Annotated in this window: 18 protein-coding genes; 4 read left to right on the top strand and 14 right to left on the bottom strand. The window is 66.2% G+C overall.

The annotated features are described in order from the left end of the window. Positions 1-33: 33 nt before the first annotated feature. Together R2676_RS11020 and hglS are read right to left on the bottom strand one after the other, a co-directional pair. Positions 34-1284 carry an aminotransferase-like domain-containing protein gene (locus R2676_RS11020; protein WP_206274628.1) on the bottom strand — a complete coding sequence of 417 codons (1251 nt, stop codon included), beginning with the start codon at positions 1282-1284 and terminating at the stop codon, positions 34-36. Beyond that, complete coding sequence (gene hglS / locus R2676_RS11025) at positions 1281-2690, bottom strand: 2-oxoadipate dioxygenase/decarboxylase HglS (RefSeq protein WP_206274629.1); 1410 nt, start codon at positions 2688-2690, stop codon at positions 1281-1283. Before hglS ends, R2676_RS11020 begins: the two co-directional genes overlap by 4 nt. Before the next feature lie 135 nt (positions 2691-2825). Here hglS and R2676_RS11030 point away from each other — a divergent pair, with 135 nt between their 5' ends. Continuing rightward, a complete protein-coding gene (locus R2676_RS11030) occupies positions 2826-3746 on the top strand; it encodes a LysR substrate-binding domain-containing protein (protein ID WP_206274630.1) in 921 nt (306 codons plus the stop codon). Between the two features lie 40 nt (positions 3747-3786). Here the strand turns inward: R2676_RS11030 and R2676_RS11035 are convergent, their stop codons facing one another. The 4 genes from R2676_RS11035 to R2676_RS11050 all read right to left on the bottom strand — a co-directional run bounded on the left by R2676_RS11035 (position 3787) and on the right by R2676_RS11050 (position 7585). After that, on the bottom strand, positions 3787-4752 hold the full coding sequence (locus R2676_RS11035; protein WP_316857196.1) for an MBL fold metallo-hydrolase: 966 nt from the start codon (positions 4750-4752) through the stop codon (positions 3787-3789). 109 nt (positions 4753-4861) lie between these two features. Then, positions 4862-6337 carry an MFS transporter gene (locus R2676_RS11040; RefSeq protein WP_206274631.1) on the bottom strand — a complete coding sequence of 492 codons (1476 nt, stop codon included), beginning with the start codon at positions 6335-6337 and terminating at the stop codon, positions 4862-4864. Between the two features lie 48 nt (positions 6338-6385). Continuing rightward, on the bottom strand, positions 6386-6982 hold the full coding sequence (locus R2676_RS11045) for a TetR/AcrR family transcriptional regulator (RefSeq protein WP_206274632.1): 597 nt from the start codon (positions 6980-6982) through the stop codon (positions 6386-6388). Between the two features lie 87 nt (positions 6983-7069). Next, positions 7070-7585: a GNAT family N-acetyltransferase gene (locus R2676_RS11050; RefSeq protein ID WP_206274633.1), complete on the bottom strand. Its 516-nt coding sequence runs from the start codon at positions 7583-7585 to the stop codon at positions 7070-7072. A 161-nt stretch (positions 7586-7746) separates the two neighbouring features. Between R2676_RS11050 and R2676_RS11055 the strand changes: the two genes are divergently transcribed. Then, the gene (locus R2676_RS11055) at positions 7747-8283 is read left to right on the top strand and encodes a PadR family transcriptional regulator (RefSeq protein WP_027679836.1); all 537 of its coding nucleotides are present in this window, start codon (positions 7747-7749) and stop codon (positions 8281-8283) included. A gap of 3 nt (positions 8284-8286) precedes the next feature. Here R2676_RS11055 and R2676_RS11060 read toward each other — a convergent pair whose 3' ends face one another. The 7 genes from R2676_RS11060 to R2676_RS11090 all read right to left on the bottom strand — a co-directional run bounded on the left by R2676_RS11060 (position 8287) and on the right by R2676_RS11090 (position 14364). Next, complete coding sequence (locus R2676_RS11060; protein ID WP_206274634.1) at positions 8287-9291, bottom strand: NAD(P)H-dependent flavin oxidoreductase; 1005 nt, start codon at positions 9289-9291, stop codon at positions 8287-8289. 20 nt (positions 9292-9311) lie between these two features. Further along, positions 9312-9782, bottom strand: a complete 471-nt coding sequence (locus tag R2676_RS11065; protein ID WP_206274635.1) for a nuclear transport factor 2 family protein — start codon at positions 9780-9782, stop codon at positions 9312-9314. 115 nt (positions 9783-9897) lie between these two features. Next, a complete protein-coding gene (locus R2676_RS11070) occupies positions 9898-10365 on the bottom strand; it encodes a universal stress protein (RefSeq protein ID WP_206274636.1) in 468 nt (155 codons plus the stop codon). 92 nt (positions 10366-10457) lie between these two features. Next, on the bottom strand, positions 10458-11357 hold the full coding sequence (locus tag R2676_RS11075; RefSeq protein ID WP_027679839.1) for a LysR family transcriptional regulator: 900 nt from the start codon (positions 11355-11357) through the stop codon (positions 10458-10460). A gap of 26 nt (positions 11358-11383) precedes the next feature. After that, positions 11384-11704: an AtuA-related protein gene (locus R2676_RS11080; RefSeq protein ID WP_147213727.1), complete on the bottom strand. Its 321-nt coding sequence runs from the start codon at positions 11702-11704 to the stop codon at positions 11384-11386. Position 11705: 1 nt separating this feature from the next. Then, positions 11706-13061 carry an acyclic terpene utilization AtuA family protein gene (locus R2676_RS11085; protein ID WP_206274637.1) on the bottom strand — a complete coding sequence of 452 codons (1356 nt, stop codon included), beginning with the start codon at positions 13059-13061 and terminating at the stop codon, positions 11706-11708. A 4-nt stretch (positions 13062-13065) separates the two neighbouring features. Continuing rightward, entirely contained in the window at positions 13066-14364 is a 1299-nt protein-coding gene (locus R2676_RS11090; protein WP_206274638.1) for a CitMHS family transporter, read from the bottom strand. A 198-nt stretch (positions 14365-14562) separates the two neighbouring features. Between R2676_RS11090 and R2676_RS11095 the strand changes: the two genes are divergently transcribed. Together R2676_RS11095 and R2676_RS11100 are read left to right on the top strand one after the other, a co-directional pair. Continuing rightward, positions 14563-15111 (top strand): RBBP9/YdeN family alpha/beta hydrolase, encoded by a 549-nt coding sequence (locus tag R2676_RS11095; protein ID WP_206274639.1) that lies wholly within the window; start codon positions 14563-14565, stop codon positions 15109-15111. A 56-nt stretch (positions 15112-15167) separates the two neighbouring features. Beyond that, positions 15168-17555: a heavy metal translocating P-type ATPase gene (locus tag R2676_RS11100; protein ID WP_206274640.1), complete on the top strand. Its 2388-nt coding sequence runs from the start codon at positions 15168-15170 to the stop codon at positions 17553-17555. Between the two features lie 30 nt (positions 17556-17585). On the opposite strand, the gene R2676_RS11105 is transcribed toward R2676_RS11100, so the two are convergent. Then, a complete protein-coding gene (locus R2676_RS11105; RefSeq protein WP_206274865.1) occupies positions 17586-19163 on the bottom strand; it encodes a mucoidy inhibitor MuiA family protein in 1578 nt (525 codons plus the stop codon). Positions 19164-19277 lie beyond the last annotated feature (114 nt).

Raw genomic sequence — 19277 nt, forward strand, 5'->3', positions numbered from 1 at the left:
ATGCGATGAAGGTGGTGTCTGTCTGAGGAGGCGTCAACGCATGGCCAGCGCGACGGCGGCCGCCAGCCGCTGCACTGCCTGTTCGATCTGCGGCACCTCGGGCGCGGCAAACGACAGGCGCATGGTGTTGAGTTGCGCGTTGTCCGGGTAGAACGCCTTGCCGGGCACATACAGCACCTTCTGCGACACGGCGGCGTCGAAGAGCGCCTGCGGGTCGATCGACGGTAAGAACGTGGCCCAGACAAACATGCCGCCCGCCGGCGCGGCGCACTGCACTCGGCCATCCAGCTGCGTGGCCATGGCCTGCACCAGCGCCTGCATGCGCCGCTGATATTCGACGCGTGTGCGCTGCACCGTGGCCGGATAGCGGCCGCTTTCCAGGTAGCGCGCCGCCACCATCTGCGCCAGAGGAGACGTGCACAGATCCACCGTCTGCTTGGCGATGGCGCAGCGGCGCAGCAGGCCGGCATCGGCCAGCATCCAGCCGATCCGCAGCGCAGGTGCGACGGTCTTGGAAAGGCTGGAGAGATACACCACCGGGTTCATGTCGCCGACGGCCAGCCGATCGCCCACTGCGCGCAGCGTGGGTGGCATGGCAGCGGCGTCGCCGTCTGCCGTATCAAAGCGCAGCTCGCCGTAGGGATCGTCTTCCACCACCCAGAAGCCGTGCGTGCAGGCCAACTCCACCAGGGCTTCGCGCCGCTGGGCGGCGAGCAGCGTGCCGCGCGGGTTGGAAAAATTCGGGACGGTGTAGAGCAGCTTGGGGCGCTGCGTGGCAGGCAGTTGATGCAGCAGGTCGGCCAGTGCATCGGTCTGCAGGCCGTGTTCATCCATCGGTACGGGCACGATGCGGGCCTGCGCCAAGCGCAAGGCTTGCAGCGTGGCAGGGTAGGCCGGCACTTCCACCAGCACCGTATCCCCCGGTTCGATCAACGCCCGCACCAGCAGGTCGAAGGCTTGCTGCGAGCCTGTGGTCACCATCACCTGTTCGGCGCTGGCCTGGATGCCGCGTGCTTCCATCAATGCGGCGAGGGCTGTGCGGAGGACGGGCAGCCCTTCAGTCGCGCCGTACTGCAAGGCCTGCGCATCGCCCGTCATGGCTTGCGCGGCGGCGTGCGCCAGGCCTTCAGCGTCGAACAGGCTGGGCGACGGGTAACCGCCCGCCAGCGAGATCATCCCCGGCTGGCTGAGGTACGGAAACAGTTCACGGATGGGCGAGCCGGCGGGGTTTGCAAACGGGGCGGCAAAGCCGGGCATGGCGGCAGGCGTGTGCGGGCCGGTCATGCGGCGTCCACCGCGGGCGTGCCGTGCAGCACGGCGCGCACCTGATCGATGGAGCGCTGCTGCGCGGCTTCGTACAGCGCGATTTCGTCATGCACGCGTGCGCCCAGCGCGGCCTTGAAGGCCTGCTGCGCCGCGTGGGCCTGATACTGCTTCTGCTCTTCGCCACCCAGGTTGGACTGGAAGATGCCGGCCGCGCTGACCGGCAGGAAATCTTCATACGTGATGGGGTCGGCCTGCACCCAGCCCTTGGCCAGGAGTTCATCCAACGACAAATCGGCTGCCGCGGCTGCGTCGGCCTCTGCATGGCCCGACGGCGTAAGCGTGTAGCGATAGAACGCCAGCCCTTGCGCACGCAGCGCGTCATGGCTGTCGGGAAAGGCGCGGAACGCCTGGGCCAATCGGCTTCCGTAGTTGGGTGCGGCACTGCCGGCATTGCCCATGCTGCGCACCTCGGCCAGCAGTTGGTCATACAGCGCGCGACCCGTGCGCGTGAGGGCCACGCCGCGCTGCTCGATTTCGCCAAAGCGCGCCGTGTGGGCGCCTGCATCGTCGGTAAAGCGCACCGCTTCCTGCAGCGCCTTGAAGCTGGTCTGGCGTAGCAGGATGGGGCAGTCGCGGCGCGGCGGGCCTTCCACCACATCCTTGGCATCCATGCCGCGTGTGGGCATGGCGGCCTGGGCGGCGTCGATGTCGAGCGTGCGCGGTGTCAGGTGGTTGATGTGCGGGCCGCGGAAGCACACGACGTCGGCCACAAGACGGTGTGCGGCTTGCAGCGCGCGATACGTCTCGGCGTCGACTGTGGCGGTGCTGTGCCAGCGGAAGGTCTCGAGCGCCTCGCGTACGAACGTGTCGGCATCTGCGTCGGACAGGCCGCCGTCCGCTTCGCATTGGGCGATCAATTCGAGCACGCGCGGGGTAAAGATCTGCCGGCGCGCCAGGATGGCAGCGGCCTTGTCGCGTAGGGCAGCGTCGGCAATCAACTCAAGCCGCAGCAGCGAGGTGAACACGCGAAACGGGTTGGCCAGCAACGCGGCGTCGGTCACTGGGCGGAACGCCGTCGAATGCACGGGCACGCCGGCCACCGACAGATCGTAGTAACCCACCGGTTCCATCCCCATGACGGCAAACAGCCTGCGCAGCGTGGCCAGCTCGGCGGCCGTGCCGACGCGGATGGCGCCGTGGCGCTCGATATCCAGCCGCTCCAGTTCGCCCGACTGCGCCATCTGCGCGCGCAGCGCGGGTTGGGCGTCCAGCGTGCTGGCGTTGATGTCTGCCACCAACTCGACCAGCGTGCCGTATTGCGGCACCTCCTCCCGGTACATGGCCGACATGGCCCGCGAAAAGCGCGAGCGGATTTCATTTGCGTGGATGAAGTTCGACGCGGGAAGTTGATGCGCAGCGCTCATGACTGAGTTGGATTGGGCAGTGGTGAAGCGATGCTAGGTTGGCTAATGAGCGGCGGTCAAACGATAATCCGGCCTGAGGTCATTCCAAATTAGAATGACCGGGCGACTTTCGCACCGCACAACTTCTGCGCTTCCATGTTCCTGTCTCGCCGCTTTCTGCCGCCGATGTCCCTGCTATGCGCGTTCGAGGCCGCCGCGCGCCACCAGAGCTTCACGGCGGCCGCCGCCGAGCTGCACCTCACGCAAAGCGCCGTCAGCCGCCAGATCCGCGCGCTGGAAGATCGCCTGGGCGCCGAACTGTTCGTGCGCGAACGCCAGACCGTGCGGCTGAGCGCGGCAGGCCAGGCGTATGCGGAGGAAATCCGCGGCGCGTTGATGCGCATCTCCAGCGCCACGGTGGGGTTTCGTACCAATCCGCAGGGCGGCAGCTTGAATCTGGCCATCCTGCCGACCTTCGGCACCCGTTGGCTGGCGCCGCGCCTGCCGGCGTTTTTTGACGAGCACCCCGGCATCACCATCAATCTGACGACGCGGCTGTCGCAGTTCGACTTTCAACTGGAGGCGGTGGACGCGGCCATCCATTTCGGTACGCCGCACTGGCCGGGGGCAGAGCTGGCCTTGCTGATGAGCGAAACCGTCGTCCCCGCCTGCAGCCCGGCGCTGCTGGCCCGTTACGACTTTGCGCAGCCGCGGGATCTGCTGCATGCGCCGCTGTTGCATCTGGCCTCCCGTCCCGATGCCTGGCCGCGTTGGCTGGCGAGCCATCAGGTGGCAGGTGCAGAACCCCAAGGCATGCTGTTCGACCAATTTGCCACCGCCGCGCAAGCTGCAGTGGCGGGGCTCGGCGTGGCGTTGCTGCCGCGTTTTCTGATCACCCACGAACTGCAGCAAGGCGATTTGGTGCGTGCATTGCCGCATGTGCCCGAGATGGAGAGCGCTGAGCGTTACTACCTCGCCTGGCCGACGAGCCGTGCCGACTACCCGCCGCTCCAGGCGCTGCGGACATGGCTTGTGAAAGCGGCACAGGACTTCATGCCGACGCAGGGCGCGGAGTGAGGTGTGGCGTTTTCGCGAAGGGGTAGAAACCCGTTGGCGCTTATTTGCCTGCCGAGTAGTTGACGGGAATCCAGCGAAAGCCGCGCTGGTCCGCCTGCAAGCGCCCGAGTCCGGGAAAAGGAACGTGCGCGGCGGCAAAGAGCATCTTGTCCTGTGCGATGCGATTGAATTCCTGGATGCGTTCCTGTTCCGCCAACCGGCTGTCGCTGTCGAACGAAACGGTAACGGTCGGATCCTCAAACTGGACGGCCGCGACATGAACGATGTCGCCCACCACCATCAAGCGATTTCCCTCGCTCTCGATCATGTAGCCCACGTGCCCGGGCGTATGTCCGGCGCTCTGGTACGCACGGATGCCGGGGCTCAGCGCTTGCTCGCCGTCAAACGGCTGTACGCGGCCCGCTTTGATGTAGGGCGCCATGATCGTCATGGCGCGACGATAGGTGCCCTTTTGGTCGCCGCGATTGCCCTCGGGCGCCTTGGCCATGTTCGCCTCGCTTAGCCAGTAATCCAGCTCACGACGATTGACGCGGACGATCGCATTAGGAAAGCACATCTCTCCATCCGTCGTCAGCCCGCCAATATGGTCTGCGTGCATGTGCGTTATGTAGATTTCATCGACCTCGGACGGCGCGTAACCGGAGGCCTTCATGTTGGCTGACAGCCGCCCCAGGTGCGAGCCGAAGAGGTGGCCTGCGCCGGTATCGACCAGAATCAGTTTGGCGCCGGTATTGATGAGGAACGCGTTGTAGGACGTTTCGAGCGGACTTTGCAGGTCATTCTTGGCCAGCGCTGCGTTGACCTTTTGCGGTGTGGTGTTCGTTAGGAACTGGTCAACGGGCAATTCCAGCGTGCCGTCATTCAGTGCGGTGATCTCATAACCGCCCAGCATGAAACGGTAGAAGCCTGGCGCGGAGGTACGTGCAAAAGGCGCGGCCGCGTGGGCTGCGCACTGCAGCAGCAGGGACATTGCCAGCAGGCTACAGAGCGCAAACAGCTTGGTCATTGGATGTCGACATCGCATGGTTGTCTCTTCTGTATCGGTGTCTGAGTCGATGTCAGTAGGCGCTGCCGGAGTGCCGTCGGGTTTGGCGATGCGCCGGCCGTTCTCCACATCACGGGCGCGTACCACTCGGCGCAGATGCGCGGGCCGCTCGGTTTGCACTAGGCGCGGTGGGCGCCCGTGCGAGCGAGATGCCAAGCGCGGCGCCGACGGCGAGGAACAACGCCATCGAGAGAAGCGCGACGACGAACGCGTGCGCAATGGCGGCCGGATCCTGGCGCGTGCCGAGGACCGTATAGAAAATTCCGCCGATGATCGCGACGCTGAGCGACGTGCTGACCTGCAGCGTCGAACTCGCGATGCCGGCGATCATGCCGGAAAGCGCCGGTGCGACGCGCCCGGTCACCATGCGCATCAGCGTGGGCAGCGCGAGCCCCTGTCCGAAGCCGATGACGAACAGTGCGACGGCGAGCGGCACGGACGCGAGCGGCATCCCGGCCGGCGTGGCATCGATCAACCATGCGAGGCCGACGAGCCCGGCGACCTCCAGCCCAATGCCGAACGGGTTGACATAGGCGCCGATGAGTCGTGCACAGAACGGCGTCGACAACGGGCCGAACAGGAACCCTAAGCCGAACGACAAGAACACCAGGCCTGCGCTCAGTGCGTCAACGTGCAGTGCATTCTGCAGATACACCGAGAACAGCAGGAAGAACGCGCCGATCGCATAGAGCAGCAGCGCGATCAGCAAGGCCCGGCCGAGGCCCGGTGCGCGCAGCGCGGCCGGATCGAGCAGCGGGGCGCCTCCCCGGCTGCCCAGCCTGCGCTCGTAGCGCCAGAAGAACCCGGCCAGCGCCGGCACGGCGATCAGCGACACCCATGCCCATACGGGCCAGCCTGCTTCGCGTCCCTCGATCAGCGGCACGATCAGCGCGCCCAGCGTCAGCATCGATAGCGCGGTGCCGCCCAGGTCGAGCTTGCGCGCATGCTGCGCACGCGTTTCCTTCAATAGCGGAACGCCGAACAGCACGACCAGGATCGCCAGCGGCAGGTTGACGAGGAAGATCGTGCGCCAACCCAGATTCAACAGGTTCAACGAGATCAGGACGCCGCCCAGCGCCTGGCCGACCACGGCGGCGAGGCCGAACACCGCGCCATACAAGCTGAGCGCGCGCGGCTTTTCCGCTTCCGGGAAGATCGCCTGGATCGAAGCGAGCGCCTGCGGCGCCATGATCGCGGCTGTCACGCCTTGCAACGCACGACCGACGATGAGCGTCCACGGCGAGTTCGCAAAGCCGCACAGCATCGAGGCCGTCGCAAATCCGATCAGCCCGAGAAAGAACACGCGGCCTCGGCCGAACAGATCGCCCAACCGCCCGCCGGTGATCAGCGTCACGGCGTACAGACCGGCATATGACGAAATGACCAGTTGCTCAGCCGATGAGGAGGCCCCAAGGTCCGTGCGGATCGACGGCAGTGCGACGTTGATGATGAAGAAGTCGAGCGGCGGCAGGAACGCGCCGACGAGCAGGATGGAAAACATGGCCCAGCGACGCGGGTCGGGTGAGGCGGGATCATTTCGTAGCATGGACCACTCCCATACGGAACCAATCAGTTCCAAATTGAGTAAAAAAATTCAGTCGAGGAGGCGCATCGTGCGGTCGACCAGCGCGAGCATGTCGCGCTCGGGCACGCCGGTTTTCCCCAGCACGCGCATGCCTTCGACCTGGCAGACGAGCAAACGCGCCAGCACCTGCTCGTCCTGCTCGGAAATCTCGCCGCTCGCCTGGCCGCGGACGATCGCGCCCGCATAGAGCTGCTGCAGGCGCCGGAACATGCGCCCCGTGCGCTCCGCGACACCCGCGTCGCGAGCGGCCAGTTCGGTGGTCATCGCGACCGCGAGACACCCCCGCCGGCCTTCCTCGCCGACGGACAGGCGCGCATAGCGCAACAGCGAGTCGCGAATGGCATCCTTCACGGGGCCGGGTTGCGAAAGGATGTCCGCTGTCGCCTTGAGCCCGTCGGCCATGTACAGGTCGAGCGCCGCCAGCAGCAGCGCCTTCTTGTCGCCGAATGCCTTGTAGAGACTCCCGCGCGACAAGCCGGTGCCGGCCATCAAGTCGGGCAGGGACGCCCCTTCATATCCGCGGTCCCAAAAAACGTCCATGGCGTCACGCACGGCATCGCCGAGTTCGAATTCGCGGGGGCGGCCCACGCCAGCCGAATTAGCCATCGATCCGTGCGCAAACGATGCGGTGTTTGAAAGTGGAATCGATTATATGGACCGATCGGTTCCGATGTCAATGACGGGCTCGCGGTGTCAGCTGAGATCGAGGCGGAAGAAGAGCGAATTGCGGTCGGGGTAGTCGTACTTCACGGGCACCTCGCTTTGCGGGATCTCCCGAAATCCATTTGCCTTGTAGAAGGCATGAGAGCGCGTTGCTAGCGATGGTGTGTCGAGCACGATAGTGACCATGCCAGACGCGCGAGCAAACGCGATGAGGGCGCTAAACAACTTCGCTGCGCACTGCGTTTGTTTGCCTCGGTAATCTGCCAGCACAAACAGCTTTTTCAGAATGCCGATGCCATTCGGCTTTGCCTGCAAGCCAATGGTGCCGACGACTCGGCCATCCTGCGCGAGGGCAACCCAGAATTGTCCGCCCGGCGCTACGTAATGCGTCTCGATGTCCAAGAGGTCGGGCTGGTCCTCTAGCGAAATTCCCACGTTGAACTCAACGTTTTGCACATAGAGGATGGTGTCGATGACTTGCTGCTGTTGCGTTGCATTGAAGACCTCGACGGTGACGCTGCCGGCGTGCGCGGCTGCTTCGGACATACGGTGACTCCACGAATTTAGGTCAGGGCGATTGCCGTTCGAAACGCCATCGCCAGTCGTCGATTGTATTGCGAACGAACACCGTGATTCCGTGGGAAAAAATCTTCCACGAAGCCGGTATTCTGCATTTAGAATCAACGGCTTACATAAAACACTCCACCATGTCCATCCAACACGCGCTGCTGACATCCCTGCTGGAAAAGCCCTCGTCGGGCTACGAGCTTGCACGACGCTTTGACAAGTCGATGGGTTATTTCTGGAGCGCCACGCATCAGCAGATCTACCGCGAACTCGGCCGCATGGCCGAAGCCGGCTGGGTGAGCGTGGAGGAAGAGGAAGATGGCCGCAAGAAGACCTACACCGTTCTGCCGCCGGGCCGGGACGAACTCGCGCGCTGGGTGCTGGAGCCGACCGTGTCGTCGGACAACCGCGAAGAAGTGCTGGTGAAGCTGCGCGCCGACGCCGTGATCGGCCCGCTCGGTTTTGCTGACGAGATGCAGCGCCTGATCGAGCAGCACCGCACGCGGCTGAACACCTTCCGCGAAATCGAGCAGCGCGATTTTGCGCGGCCCGATCTCACGCGTGCGCAGCAGCTGCAGCACGCGGTGCTTCAGCGCGGCATCGTTTACGAAGAAGGCTGGCTCGCGTGGGCAGACGATGTGCTGCCGTTGCTGGAGCCAGCCTCAGTGACTGCTTAAGAGTTAAGCCGTTGCCGTGCTATCGGTGGGGGCGCGCAGCGCTTCGATGTTGTTCAGGCGACGGCGTGCCACTTCGAACTCCTCGGCAAAGCGCTTGACGAGTTCCGCGGCCGGCACCACGCGCTTGACTGCGCCCACGCCCTGGCCGGCGCCCCAGATGTCCTTCCATGCCTTGGCCTTCGCGCCGCCGCCCGAGCCGAAGTTCATCTTGCTCGGGTCCGATTCCGGCAGCGCGTTCGGATCCAGTCCGGCGCTCTCGATGCTCTTGCGCAGGTAGTTGCCGTGCACGCCCGTGAAGAGGTTCGTGTAGACGATGTCGGTGGCGTTGGATTCGACGATGGCCTGCTTGTAGCCTTCCACCGCGTTGGCTTCTTCCGTGGCGATGAAGGCCGAGCCGACATAGGCCAGGTCGGCGCCGGCCGCCAGCGCCGCCAGAATGGCGTTGCCGTTGGCGATAGCGCCCGACAGCAGCAGCGGGCCATCGAACCACTCACGAATTTCATGGATCAGCGCAAACGGCGACGTCGTGCCCGCATGGCCGCCCGCGCCCGCTGCCACGGCGATCAGGCCATCCGCGCCCTTGTCGATCGCCTTCTTGGCGAACGTGTTGTTGATCACGTCGTGCAGCACGATGCCGCCGTAGCTGTGCACCGCGCGGTTCACGTCTTCGCGCGCGCCCAGCGAGGTGATGACGATGGGCACCTTGTACTTCACGCACAGCTCCAAGTCGTGCTCCAGGCGGTCGTTCGACTTGTGCACGATCTGGTTGACGGCAAACGGCGCCGACGGCTTGTCCGGGTGCTGCGCGTCGTATTCGGCCAACTCCGTCGTGATGCGCTGCAGCCAGGTTTCCAGCAGTTCGGCCGGACGCGCGTTGAGCGCCGGGAACGAACCGACCACGCCCGCCTTGCACTGTGCAATCACGAGGTCTGGGTTGGAAATGATGAACAGCGGCGAGCCCACCACGGGCACGGACAGGCGGTTTTGCAGGATCGGCGGCAGCGACATGGCAGTCTCCGTTGGAATCGTTATGGAATGAGGTGACGAGGTGAGCGGGTCAGGCTTCGGCCTTGAGCAGCGATCTTGTCGCCCAGCTTGGCGCCCATGGCCGCGCCGAGCGCCTGAAGCCCGGTGGCAGGACGGACCATGACTTCAAACTCGACGATCTTGCCGTCGGCATTGAAGCGGACCATGTCGATGCCCTTGAGGGCCTTGCCGCTCACGTTCGCGCTAAATTCGAGCACCACGCTGGCGCCGTCGTCGGTGGCGAAGCTGCGGTGGTAAGTGAAGTCTTCAAAGACGGTGTTGACGGTGCGCAGCACCAGCGTGGTCGCCGTGCGCCCCGGGTAAGGCGTGTGCGCCACGGGCGAGCGGAAGACCACTTCGTCGGCGAACAATCGGTCGAGATCGTCCATGTTGCCGCTCTCGAGCATGGCGTGCCAAGCCTCCAGCGTGGCCTGCGCGGGGGCGTTCAGTGTCTGGGGAATCGGCTGCGGCATGCTGGCTCCTGGGCAGAAAGTGCAACGGATTGCATCAACGTGGCATGCAACATAGCACAGCCAACTTTCTCTATGCAACAAGTTGCATAGTAGAGCCATTCGACTTCAGCCGAGGTCAGCCGACAGCGCTTTGTGGGTGCTGTGCACGTACCACGATGACGGTGCGGTGCGACAGGCGCGCCGTGCGCTCGGCCACGCTGCCCAGCAGAATGCGCGCGAGTCCGTGCTTGCCTTGCGAGCCCACGACGATGGTGTCGGCCTGCCAACGCTCGGCTTCATGCTCGAGTGCGTTGCCGATGTCGTCGTCGGTGGCGTCGAGCAGCAGCACGCCGGTTTCAGCAGCGGTGCCGTCAGCGTCGAACTGGCGCTGCAATTCGACCAGCGATGCGCTCGCCGTTCGGTGCGCCTCTTCGCGCAACGTGTCGACGCTGTAAATTTCGCGCGACTCCGGCATGGCCGGCGAGCCGATCGCCCAGACGACCCGGACCCGGCCGTTGAATGCGCGGGCGAGGGCAGCCGCTTCCTCCACCGCCAAGTGGGATTCATGGGTGCCGTCGAAGGCGGCAAGAATGCGCTGATGCATGGGGCGCTCCGTAGAATCGGAATAGGAATGCCTCACTGTAGCAGCGCAGGTGGGCGATGCTGCACCCCGGATGTGCCCGGGGTTGCGCGTCGTCAAACGGGAGTTGTCGTGCGCGCTGGGTGCGCCAGCAGCAAGTCGAGCAGCCCTTGCGCCGCCACCGACAGACTGCGCCCGTCGCGCCGGATGACATACAACGTGCGCACCAACCCGGGCAGCGGCAGGGGCCGCACCACCAGCTCGGGCAGCCGGAACTGGAACAGCGCCAACGCCGGAATGACGGTGATGCCCAGGTTGGCCGCCACCAGCGCGGCCGCCGTGGCCAGGTGCTCGACTTCCATGCCGCTGCGCAGTTTGGTCGGATGCAGCGCCGCATCCAGGTATTGCCGGATGCTGGTGTTGCGCGCGAGGTGGATGAACGGCGTATCGACAAGATCGCCCACGGCCAGGGCCCGCTTGCGCGCCAACGGGTGCGCCTCGTGGCAGACGAGATGGAAGTCGTCCGCGCAGAACGGTTGTGCGGCCAAGCCCGCCATGTCGGCGCCCATGGCCGCGATGGCGAAGTCCGCCGCCCCGCGCCGGACCATGTCGATGCATGAGTCGGACAGTTGATCGTGCAGCGCCAGCTGGATGCCCGGATGCTGCGCGGAGAACGCGGCCAGCACACCCGGCAGGATGCCCGCGGCAATCGACGGCAGCGCGGCCACCGTCACCCGCCCGGTGCGGGCTGCGGCGCGATCGCGCAGCTCGGAGAACGTCGCCTCGAAATCGGCCAGCAGGCGCAGGGCCGATTCGGCAAAGGCTTCGCCCTCCGGAGTCAATTCGACATGGCGCGTATTGCGGTCGAACAGGCGCACGCCGGCGTCGGCCTCCAGGTTCTGGATCAGCGCGCTGAAGGCCGATTGCGACAAGTGGCACGTCTGTGCCGCCTGCGTGAAGTTCTTGTGCTCGCGCAGCGCGGCAAAGGCGCGGAGCTGCTTGACGGAGAGGTTCATGGCGATGCCGGGCGTGGTGCGCCAGCTTAGCCTGGAATCTCCAGCGTGAGCAGCGCGCTGGACAGCGACTTGCCATGCGCGTCCAACGCCAGCGAGCGCGTCACGCCGCCGGCCAGCGCCCCGTGCAGCACGAAGTTCAGCGCGCCCAGCTGCGGGAGCACGTAGCGCTCGACCTCGCCGTGGACGAGTTCAGCGAAATGCGCGCGCACGCGCTCGGCCGTGACGTGTTGTTCGAGCAGGGCGAAGTCTTCGGCGCGGTCCGGACGAAGGGCGATCACGGAGATGCACGAGATGTCGCCTTTGTCGCCGGCGCGTGTGTGGGCGAGGTCGCGGAGGGTGCGGGGCATGTCAGCTCTCCAGAATGTGCACGGCGTGCGGGGCCAGTTCTGCGGGAATCAACGTCGATGCCACGGCGATGATTTCGCGCGCGCTCTTCGTTGCGCCGCCGCCGCCGGACGGGCCGCAGGTCAGCAGTGTTTCAACTTCGTTGCCGATGCGCACGGCTTCGGCCATCGATTCAGTGCGTGCCGCCACGCGCACGCGCACTTCGTACGGTTCGGCATCGGCGCGCGAAAGGGCTGCACCGTGCAGCGCATCCACGCCAATCAGCTCGAAGCGCGTTTCCGTCATCTGCACGCCGGTGAGTGCCAACCGCTCGCGCACGATGTCGAGCGCCAGCTTGCCGCGCGCCACCGCGTTTGGGCCGGCATAGCTGATCTGGCCTTCGCCGATATAGCTGTCGAGATAGCCAATGGAAACCTTCAACTGCCCCGTGCGCGGCGTGCCGGTGGCGCCTGCGATGACGACGCTGTCTTTGCCGTCGGCGTGCATGCGCACGTTGGAGAAGTCCGCCACCACATCGGGCGTGAGGTAGCGCGCCGGGTCATGGATTTCGTACAGCAACTGCTCCTTGCACGTGGCTTCGGTGACGAGACCGCCGGCTGTGGCGACTTTGGTGATGCGCACCGAGCCGTCTTCACCGACTTCGCCAATGGGGAAGCCCAGACGAGCGAGGTCGGGTACGTCCTTGATGCCGGGGTCCGCAAAGTAGCCGCCCGTGATTTGTCCCGCGCATTCGAGCAGATGGCCGGCCAGCGTGCCGCAGCCCAGGCGGTGCCAGTCGTCCATGCGCCAGCCAAACGCGTGAATGAGCGGCCCTACCGCCAGCGCAGGATCGGCCACGCGCCCCGTGATGACGACATCCGCGCCCTGCGCCAGCGCATCGACAATGCCCTGCGCACCCAGATAGGCATTGGCCGACACCATGCGCGCGTGCAGCGATGCGACCGGCGCGCCGCCATCCATGAGCGTGAAGTCGTGGCCGCGGGCTTGCAGCAGGTCGAATACGTCGTCGCCCGTCACGGCCGCCACGCGCAGCTTGAGGCCCAGCTCGCGGGCGATATCGCGCGTGCGCTCGGCCGCCGCCTGCGGGTTTGCTGCGCCCATGTTGGTGACGATGCGGATGCCGCGCGCCGCGCACGCCGGCAGCACGGCCCGCATGCGCGCTTCGAGCAGCGGGTCGTAGCCGTGCGAGGGGTCTTTGCGGCGCACCTGCTGTGCGAGCGCAATGGTGCGCTCGGCCAGGCATTCGAACATCAGCACGTCGATGTCGCCGTGCTCTGCGAGTTCCAGCGCCGGTTCGATGCGGTCGCCCGAATATCCGGCGCCGCCGCCGATGCGAAGTGTTTTCAACGCGGTCTTCATGCCATCACCACGGAAGCACGCCCAGCACCACGGCCACTGCGGTCATCAGCAGCGAGGCACCGAACAGGAAAGGGATCGAGAATTTCTGATGGTCGGCCAGCTCGATGCCGCACAGGCCCACCACGAGGAAGGTCGCCGGCGTAAGCGGGCTGACCGGGAAGCCGGTGGTCATCTGGCCGAGCACGGCAGCCTGCGCGACATGCACCGGCGCCACCCCCAGCATCTTCGACGCTTCGGCCACGACGGGCAGCACACCGAAGTAGAACGAATCCGGATCGAACAGCAGCGACAGCGGCATCGATAGCACGCCCAGCACCACCGGAATGTGGTGCGCCATGGCGGGCGGAATGAAATCGACCGCCGTCTTCGCCATCGCCGTGAGCATGCCGGACTTGCTCATGATGCCGGTGAACACGCCGGCGGCCAGCAGAATGCTCGCCATCATCAATGCGGCCTTGGCGTGGGCGTCCACGCGCTGGCGTTGCTGATCGACGTTGGGGTAGTTGATCAGCAGCGCGGCCACGACGCCCAGCATGAACATCACCACCGGGTCGACCTTGCCGCTCACCATCACGCCCATCACGACGACGGTGAGGAGGAGGTTGATCCAGAAGTTACGCGGGCGGCGCAGCGCCTGTTCCGCATCTGAGAGCGGGCGCGCGACGACCTGCGCGCCACCGGCGTGATCGGCGAGGCCCAGGCGTCTTTCTTCGCGCTTGCCCAGCAGCCATGCGCACGCAAACACGAAAGCGAGGCCCGCAATCTGCACCGGGATCAGCGGGTTGAAGATGTCTGTCACGGGCATGTGCAGCGAGGCGGATGCGCGAATCATCGGCCCCGTCCACGGCAGGAAGTTCACGCCGCACGCCATCGACGTCACGCACGCCAGGATGCGGCGGTCCATGCCCAGCCGGTCGTACAGCGGCAGCATGGCCGGAATGGTGATCAGGAACGCCACCGCGCCCGAGCCATCTAGATGAATCAGCAGCGCCAGCAGCGCCGAGCCAACCACGATGCGCGGCGGGCGGCTGCCCACGGTGCGCAGGATGCGGTCGATGATCGGGTCGAGCATGCCGGCGTCGGTGACGATGCCGAAGTACAGGATGGCGAAGATGAACATCCCCGCGACGGGCGCGACGTCCTTGATGCCGCCGATGATGAACTTGCTGGTGTTCAGTCCGAAGCCGCCCACAAGCGCGGCAATGACGGGAATGGCGATGAGCGCAACCAGCGGCGACATGCGCTTCGTCAGGATGACGACAAACAGCGCGACGATGGTCAGCAGCCCGAGCAGTGCGAGCATGGTCTCCTCCGAGTTTTTTTGGATTCGGAATCCCTGTTGGCGGGATTTCAGAGCGACTCTAGAAGTTGGCGATCTGCCTGTGAAACAGAATATTTGGATCGATTGAGCGGTTTTGTCGATGAGTGGTGCCAACGCCGCCCGCCAAATCGCGGCAGAATGTTCTGCATTCCAATCCAACCTTCCACTGACGGAGCCACCGTGAGCGCTACCCCCACCGTCCTGATCCTGCCGGGCTGGCAGAACTCCGGCCCCGAGCATTGGCAATCGCGCTGGGAGCGCGCGCATGGTGATCGCCGTGTCGAACAGCGCGACTGGTTTGTCCCCAAGCGTGCCGACTGGGTGGCGGCGCTGGGAGCTGAAGTCGGCGCTGCGCCAGGCGATGTCGTGTTGGTGGCGCACAGCCTCGGCTGCGTGCTGACGGCACATTGGGCGGCCACTTCCGCCCGTGCGGTGCGCGTGCGCGGCGCCTTGCTGGTCGCGCCTCCGCAGCTCGATCGTGCCGACATGCCGCCGGAGCTGGCGGACTTTCGGCCCATTCCGCAGCAGCGGCTGCCGTTTCCCGCCGTGCTTGTTTTCAGCACCAACGACCCGTTCAGCGACGCCGCCTGGAGCCACGCCCAAGCCCAAGCGTGGGGTGCGGAGCCCGTCGACGTCGGCGCGCGCGGTCATATCAATGCCGAATCGGGTTTGGGCGACTGGCCGGAAGCCCGCGCCATCGTCACCAAGTGGACGAAAGATCTTATTTGAGGTCGCCAGAATGCAGGGCTTGACCCTGAAGCTTCTTTAGGGTTTTGAATGGAGGCATGAAACCCGATCTCGCCTCCGCCCTGCCTATCCACGACCACGCCAAGCCGGAAGCCTCCGGCTGCGGCGGTTGCTGCGGTCATGCGCAACCGGTCGCCAGTGACGTCGCTGAACACGCCCATGACCATGACCATGGCAATCATGATCACGGCCATGACCACCACGATCATGGTCACGGCCACGCGCCGGTAGCGGCTGCCCCCGTCGACGCCGCCGCACGCGCAGCCGCCACCGGCCGCACCGTCGTGCGCATCGAACAGATGGATTGCCCGACCGAAGAGCGCATGATCCGCGCCAAGCTGGGCAGTGCGGATGGCGTCGTCGCGCTGGATTTCAATTTGCTCGAGCGCCATCTCACTATCCACCACACCGTTGACGATGTGGCGCCCTTCCTGGAAGCGCTGCGCGCCATCGGCATGGACGGCGAGGTGCTCGAGCAGCGCGATCGCCTGGCCGCCACACCCGCTGAGCCGACCCGCATCTCGCGCCGCACGTGGCTGCTCGGCATCGGTGGCGTGACCGCATTCGGCGCCGAGGCCATCGCCTGGTCGCTCGGCGATCACGCGTGGCCGGTGCTGGCGCTGGCATTAGCCTCCATTGCATTGGCCGGCGGCCCGACGCTGCGCAAAGGCTGGATCGCCGTGCGCGCGCTCACGTTCAACATCAACTTCCTGATGGCGGTGGCCGTCATCGGCGCGCTGCTGATCGGCAAGTGGGCCGAAGCGGCCATGGTGATCTTCCTGTTTGCCGTGGCAGAAGCCATCGAGGCCCGCGCGCTGGTGCGGGCTCGCGATGCCGTGCGCGCGCTGACGGCCATCGCGCCGGACACCGCAGAGTTGGCCGATGGCACAGGCGGTTGGCGCGATGTGGCGGTCGACAGCGTTGCCGTCGGCGCGCGCCTGCGTGTACGCACCGGCAGCCGCGTGCCGGTCGACGCGCGCATCGTGAGCGGCCGCGCCGCGCTGGACGAATCGCCCGTCACCGGCGAAAGCCTGCCGGTGGAAAAAACCGTTGGCGACACCATCCTCGCCGGCACGATCGTCACCGACGGCGTGGTCGAGGCGCAAGCCATGGCGTTGGCAGCGGACAGCACGCTGGCGCGTATTGCCGGGGCCATCCAGCAAGCGCAGTCGCAGCGCGCGCCCACGCAGCGCTTTGTCGACAAGTTCTCTTCCATCTACACGCCCGCGATGATGCTGCTGGCGTTGGCGGTGGCCGTCATCGGCCCGCTCGTCACCGCCGATGGTTGGCTGGCGTGGACCTATCGCGCGCTCGTCCTGCTGGTGATCGCGTGCCCGTGCGCGCTGGTCATCTCCACGCCGGTCACGGTCGTCAGCGGCCTGGCCGCCGCCGCACGCCGCGGCATCGTCGTCAAGGGCGGTGTGTATCTGGAAAGCGGCCGGCGCCTGCGCGCGCTGGCGCTGGACAAGACCGGCACGCTCACCGCGGGCCGGCCCGTGCTGGATGCGGTGATGTTGCCCGACGGCGCACGCCGCGCCGTCGCGGATCTGAACGCCGCGACCGACGCGACGTCGTTGCATGCGCTGGCAGTGGCCGCAGCGCTCGATGCCAACACCACGCACCCGATTGCCGTGGCCATCGTGCAGGCCGCGGCGGCGCATGGCGCGGTCGACGCAAATGCCGTGGAAGACCTGTCGGTGCTGCCGGGCCGTGGCGTGGCCGGCACGCTGGGCGGCGTACGTTGGCATCTGGGCAACGCGGCGCTCGTCGCAGAGCGTGGCTTCGATACCTCCGCCTGGCGTGCCGCTGCCGAGTCGCTGCAAGCGGAAGGCATGTCTGCCGTCACGCTATGCGATGCGAACGGCGCCGTGGCGCTCTTTGGCGTGCGCGACCGCGAGCGCCCCGAAAGCGCCGAGGCCATCGCCGCATTGCGCGCGCTTGACGTGACGCCCGTCATGCTCACCGGCGACGACCGCCGCGCCGCACAGGCCATCGCCAAGACGGTCGGCATCGACACCGTGCACGCAGAGCAGCTGCCTGCCGACAAGCAACGCGTCGTGGGCGAGCTGGCCGCGCAACACGGCTTCGTCGGCATGGTCGGCGACGGCATCAACGACGCCCCGGCGCTGGCGCGCGCCGACATCGGTTTCGCCATGGGCGCGGCTGGTACGGCCACCGCGTTGGAAGCCGCCGACGTGGCCATCATGGACGACGACCCCCGCAAGCTCGCCAGCTTTATCCGCATCAGTCGTCGCACGGTGGCGGTGCTGCGTCAGAACATCGTGCTGGCGCTGGGCCTCAAGGCGGTATTCCTGGCGCTGGCCGTGATGGGCGATGCAACGCTGTGGATGGCCATCTTTGCCGATGTGGGCGCGAGCCTGCTGGTGGTGTTCAACGGGCTGCGGGTGATGCGCACGCGCGCGTGATCAGCCGGCGCGCGTGCGGGGCCGACGCGATCAGCGCAGGCCGGTGATGCGCGCGTCCTTCGGGTAGGTGATGAGGTAGTCAGCCGAGAAGCGCGCGCTCTCGCCGGCCGGAATGGTCTGCTCCCACGCGATCACGCCGGCGCGGCGTTCCCAGTTGCGCTTGGCAGGTTCCGGCGTGAAGGTGGAGCGCACCTTGATATCGTCGGACTGGCTGACCGGCGTGGCCTCCAAAATCTGCACGTCGATAGCGTCGCGGTGGCGGTTGCGCACGGTGTAGAGCACCGCCAACTGGCGCTCGTTGCGGTTGTCCAGCAGGCCCACGCTTCGCTGGAAGGTCTTCGGCGTTTCCACCACCACGCTGACGAGATCATCGCGGCCAAAGGGCAGCGTGACCTTCTGGTCTTCGCCGGCCGGATTCCATTGCGTGCTGCCAACCACTGCGCCATCGCGGCGCAACTGCATGTTGCCGGCGGGCCAGATGCCTTGCGGGCGGTCCACCGTGGCGACCAGGTAGGCGGTGGCGTCCATGCGCGGCGTGCTGCGCGCAGCAAGTTTTGCGGGCAGCGTTTCGCTGGCCAACGTGAGCGTGACCTTCTGGGCGTCGGAGGGCAGTTCGGTCGCGCCCGCCACGTCGAACTCCGTGGCAAACGCGGTCTGGACGGCGTTCACTTCAAAAAGCGGTTCGCTGTCGGCCGTTTCGCGCAACCCCCAACGCTGAGCGTTGGGCGCTGGCGCCATCGCCGCTGCGGGTGCGGCGGGGTAGGGCATGGCCTGCGGCGGCGGTTGAATATCCAGTTGCCACGCATACGGTTCCGGCCCGCGTGGCGTGTTGCGCGGCTGGCCGGTCGACAGGCGCAGATGCACGCCGCGCCAGTCCTCGCCGGTGGATTGCGCAAGCGTGGCTTGCCGCTCGACGACCACGTTCGAACGTACCGAATCCACGCTCGCCTGATACGCGGGCCGCCAGCCAGCCCGCGATGTCTGATAGCTCACGCGCAATTCACCGCCGCGCGGCGCCGCTACGGCAATGCGCACGGTGCGCAGCGTGCTGGACGCCGAGCCGTGCGTGCGTTGCAGCGCGTCAAGCTGCGCCTTCAGTTCGGCGTCGCGCTTCTTCAGTTGTTCCTGGCGGGTGAAGACGTCTTGCGCATTACGGGCCAGCGCGTCGGTGGCGCGGCCCAGCGTGGAAAAATCGGTGGCCGGCGCACGGCCATCGCCGCCCGTGCGTTCGCTCACGGCCTTCAGGTAGCTGGCCGACAGCGCATTCGCCTGGATCTGCACGCCAAGCGCGGCGCGCTGGTCTTCCAGTGCGCGGATTTGTGTGTCCAGTGCCGTTCTGGCGCAGCCGCTGCCCTCGCTGGGAACGCTCTCCACACGCACATCGCCCACGCGGATGCTGCTGTCGCCTTCCACGCGCAGACTGTCGGCGTCGAACGTCATGGGCAGGCAGGCCAGCTCTACGCTGCGGGCGCCCGGCGCGACTGTGGCCGTGCGCACGACGGTGGCGCTATCCGGATACAACGTGACATCGGTGATGCGCGAAGGCGTCGCTGCCTGCGCCATGACAGCCGCAGCAGACGCGATGGCGCCAAGCGCGGCGCATGCCATGCGTTGTCGATGCTGGAATCGTGTTGCTGCAGCCGGCTTTGTCTTCATCGCCCCACCCACGTGTCGTGAAATGCGGCGAGTATCGCACGTCAAAGCGCACGTCAAAGTGACGTG

The organism is Ralstonia flatus (genome assembly GCF_958439105.1).
Lineage (GTDB): Bacteria > Pseudomonadota > Gammaproteobacteria > Burkholderiales > Burkholderiaceae > Ralstonia > Ralstonia flatus.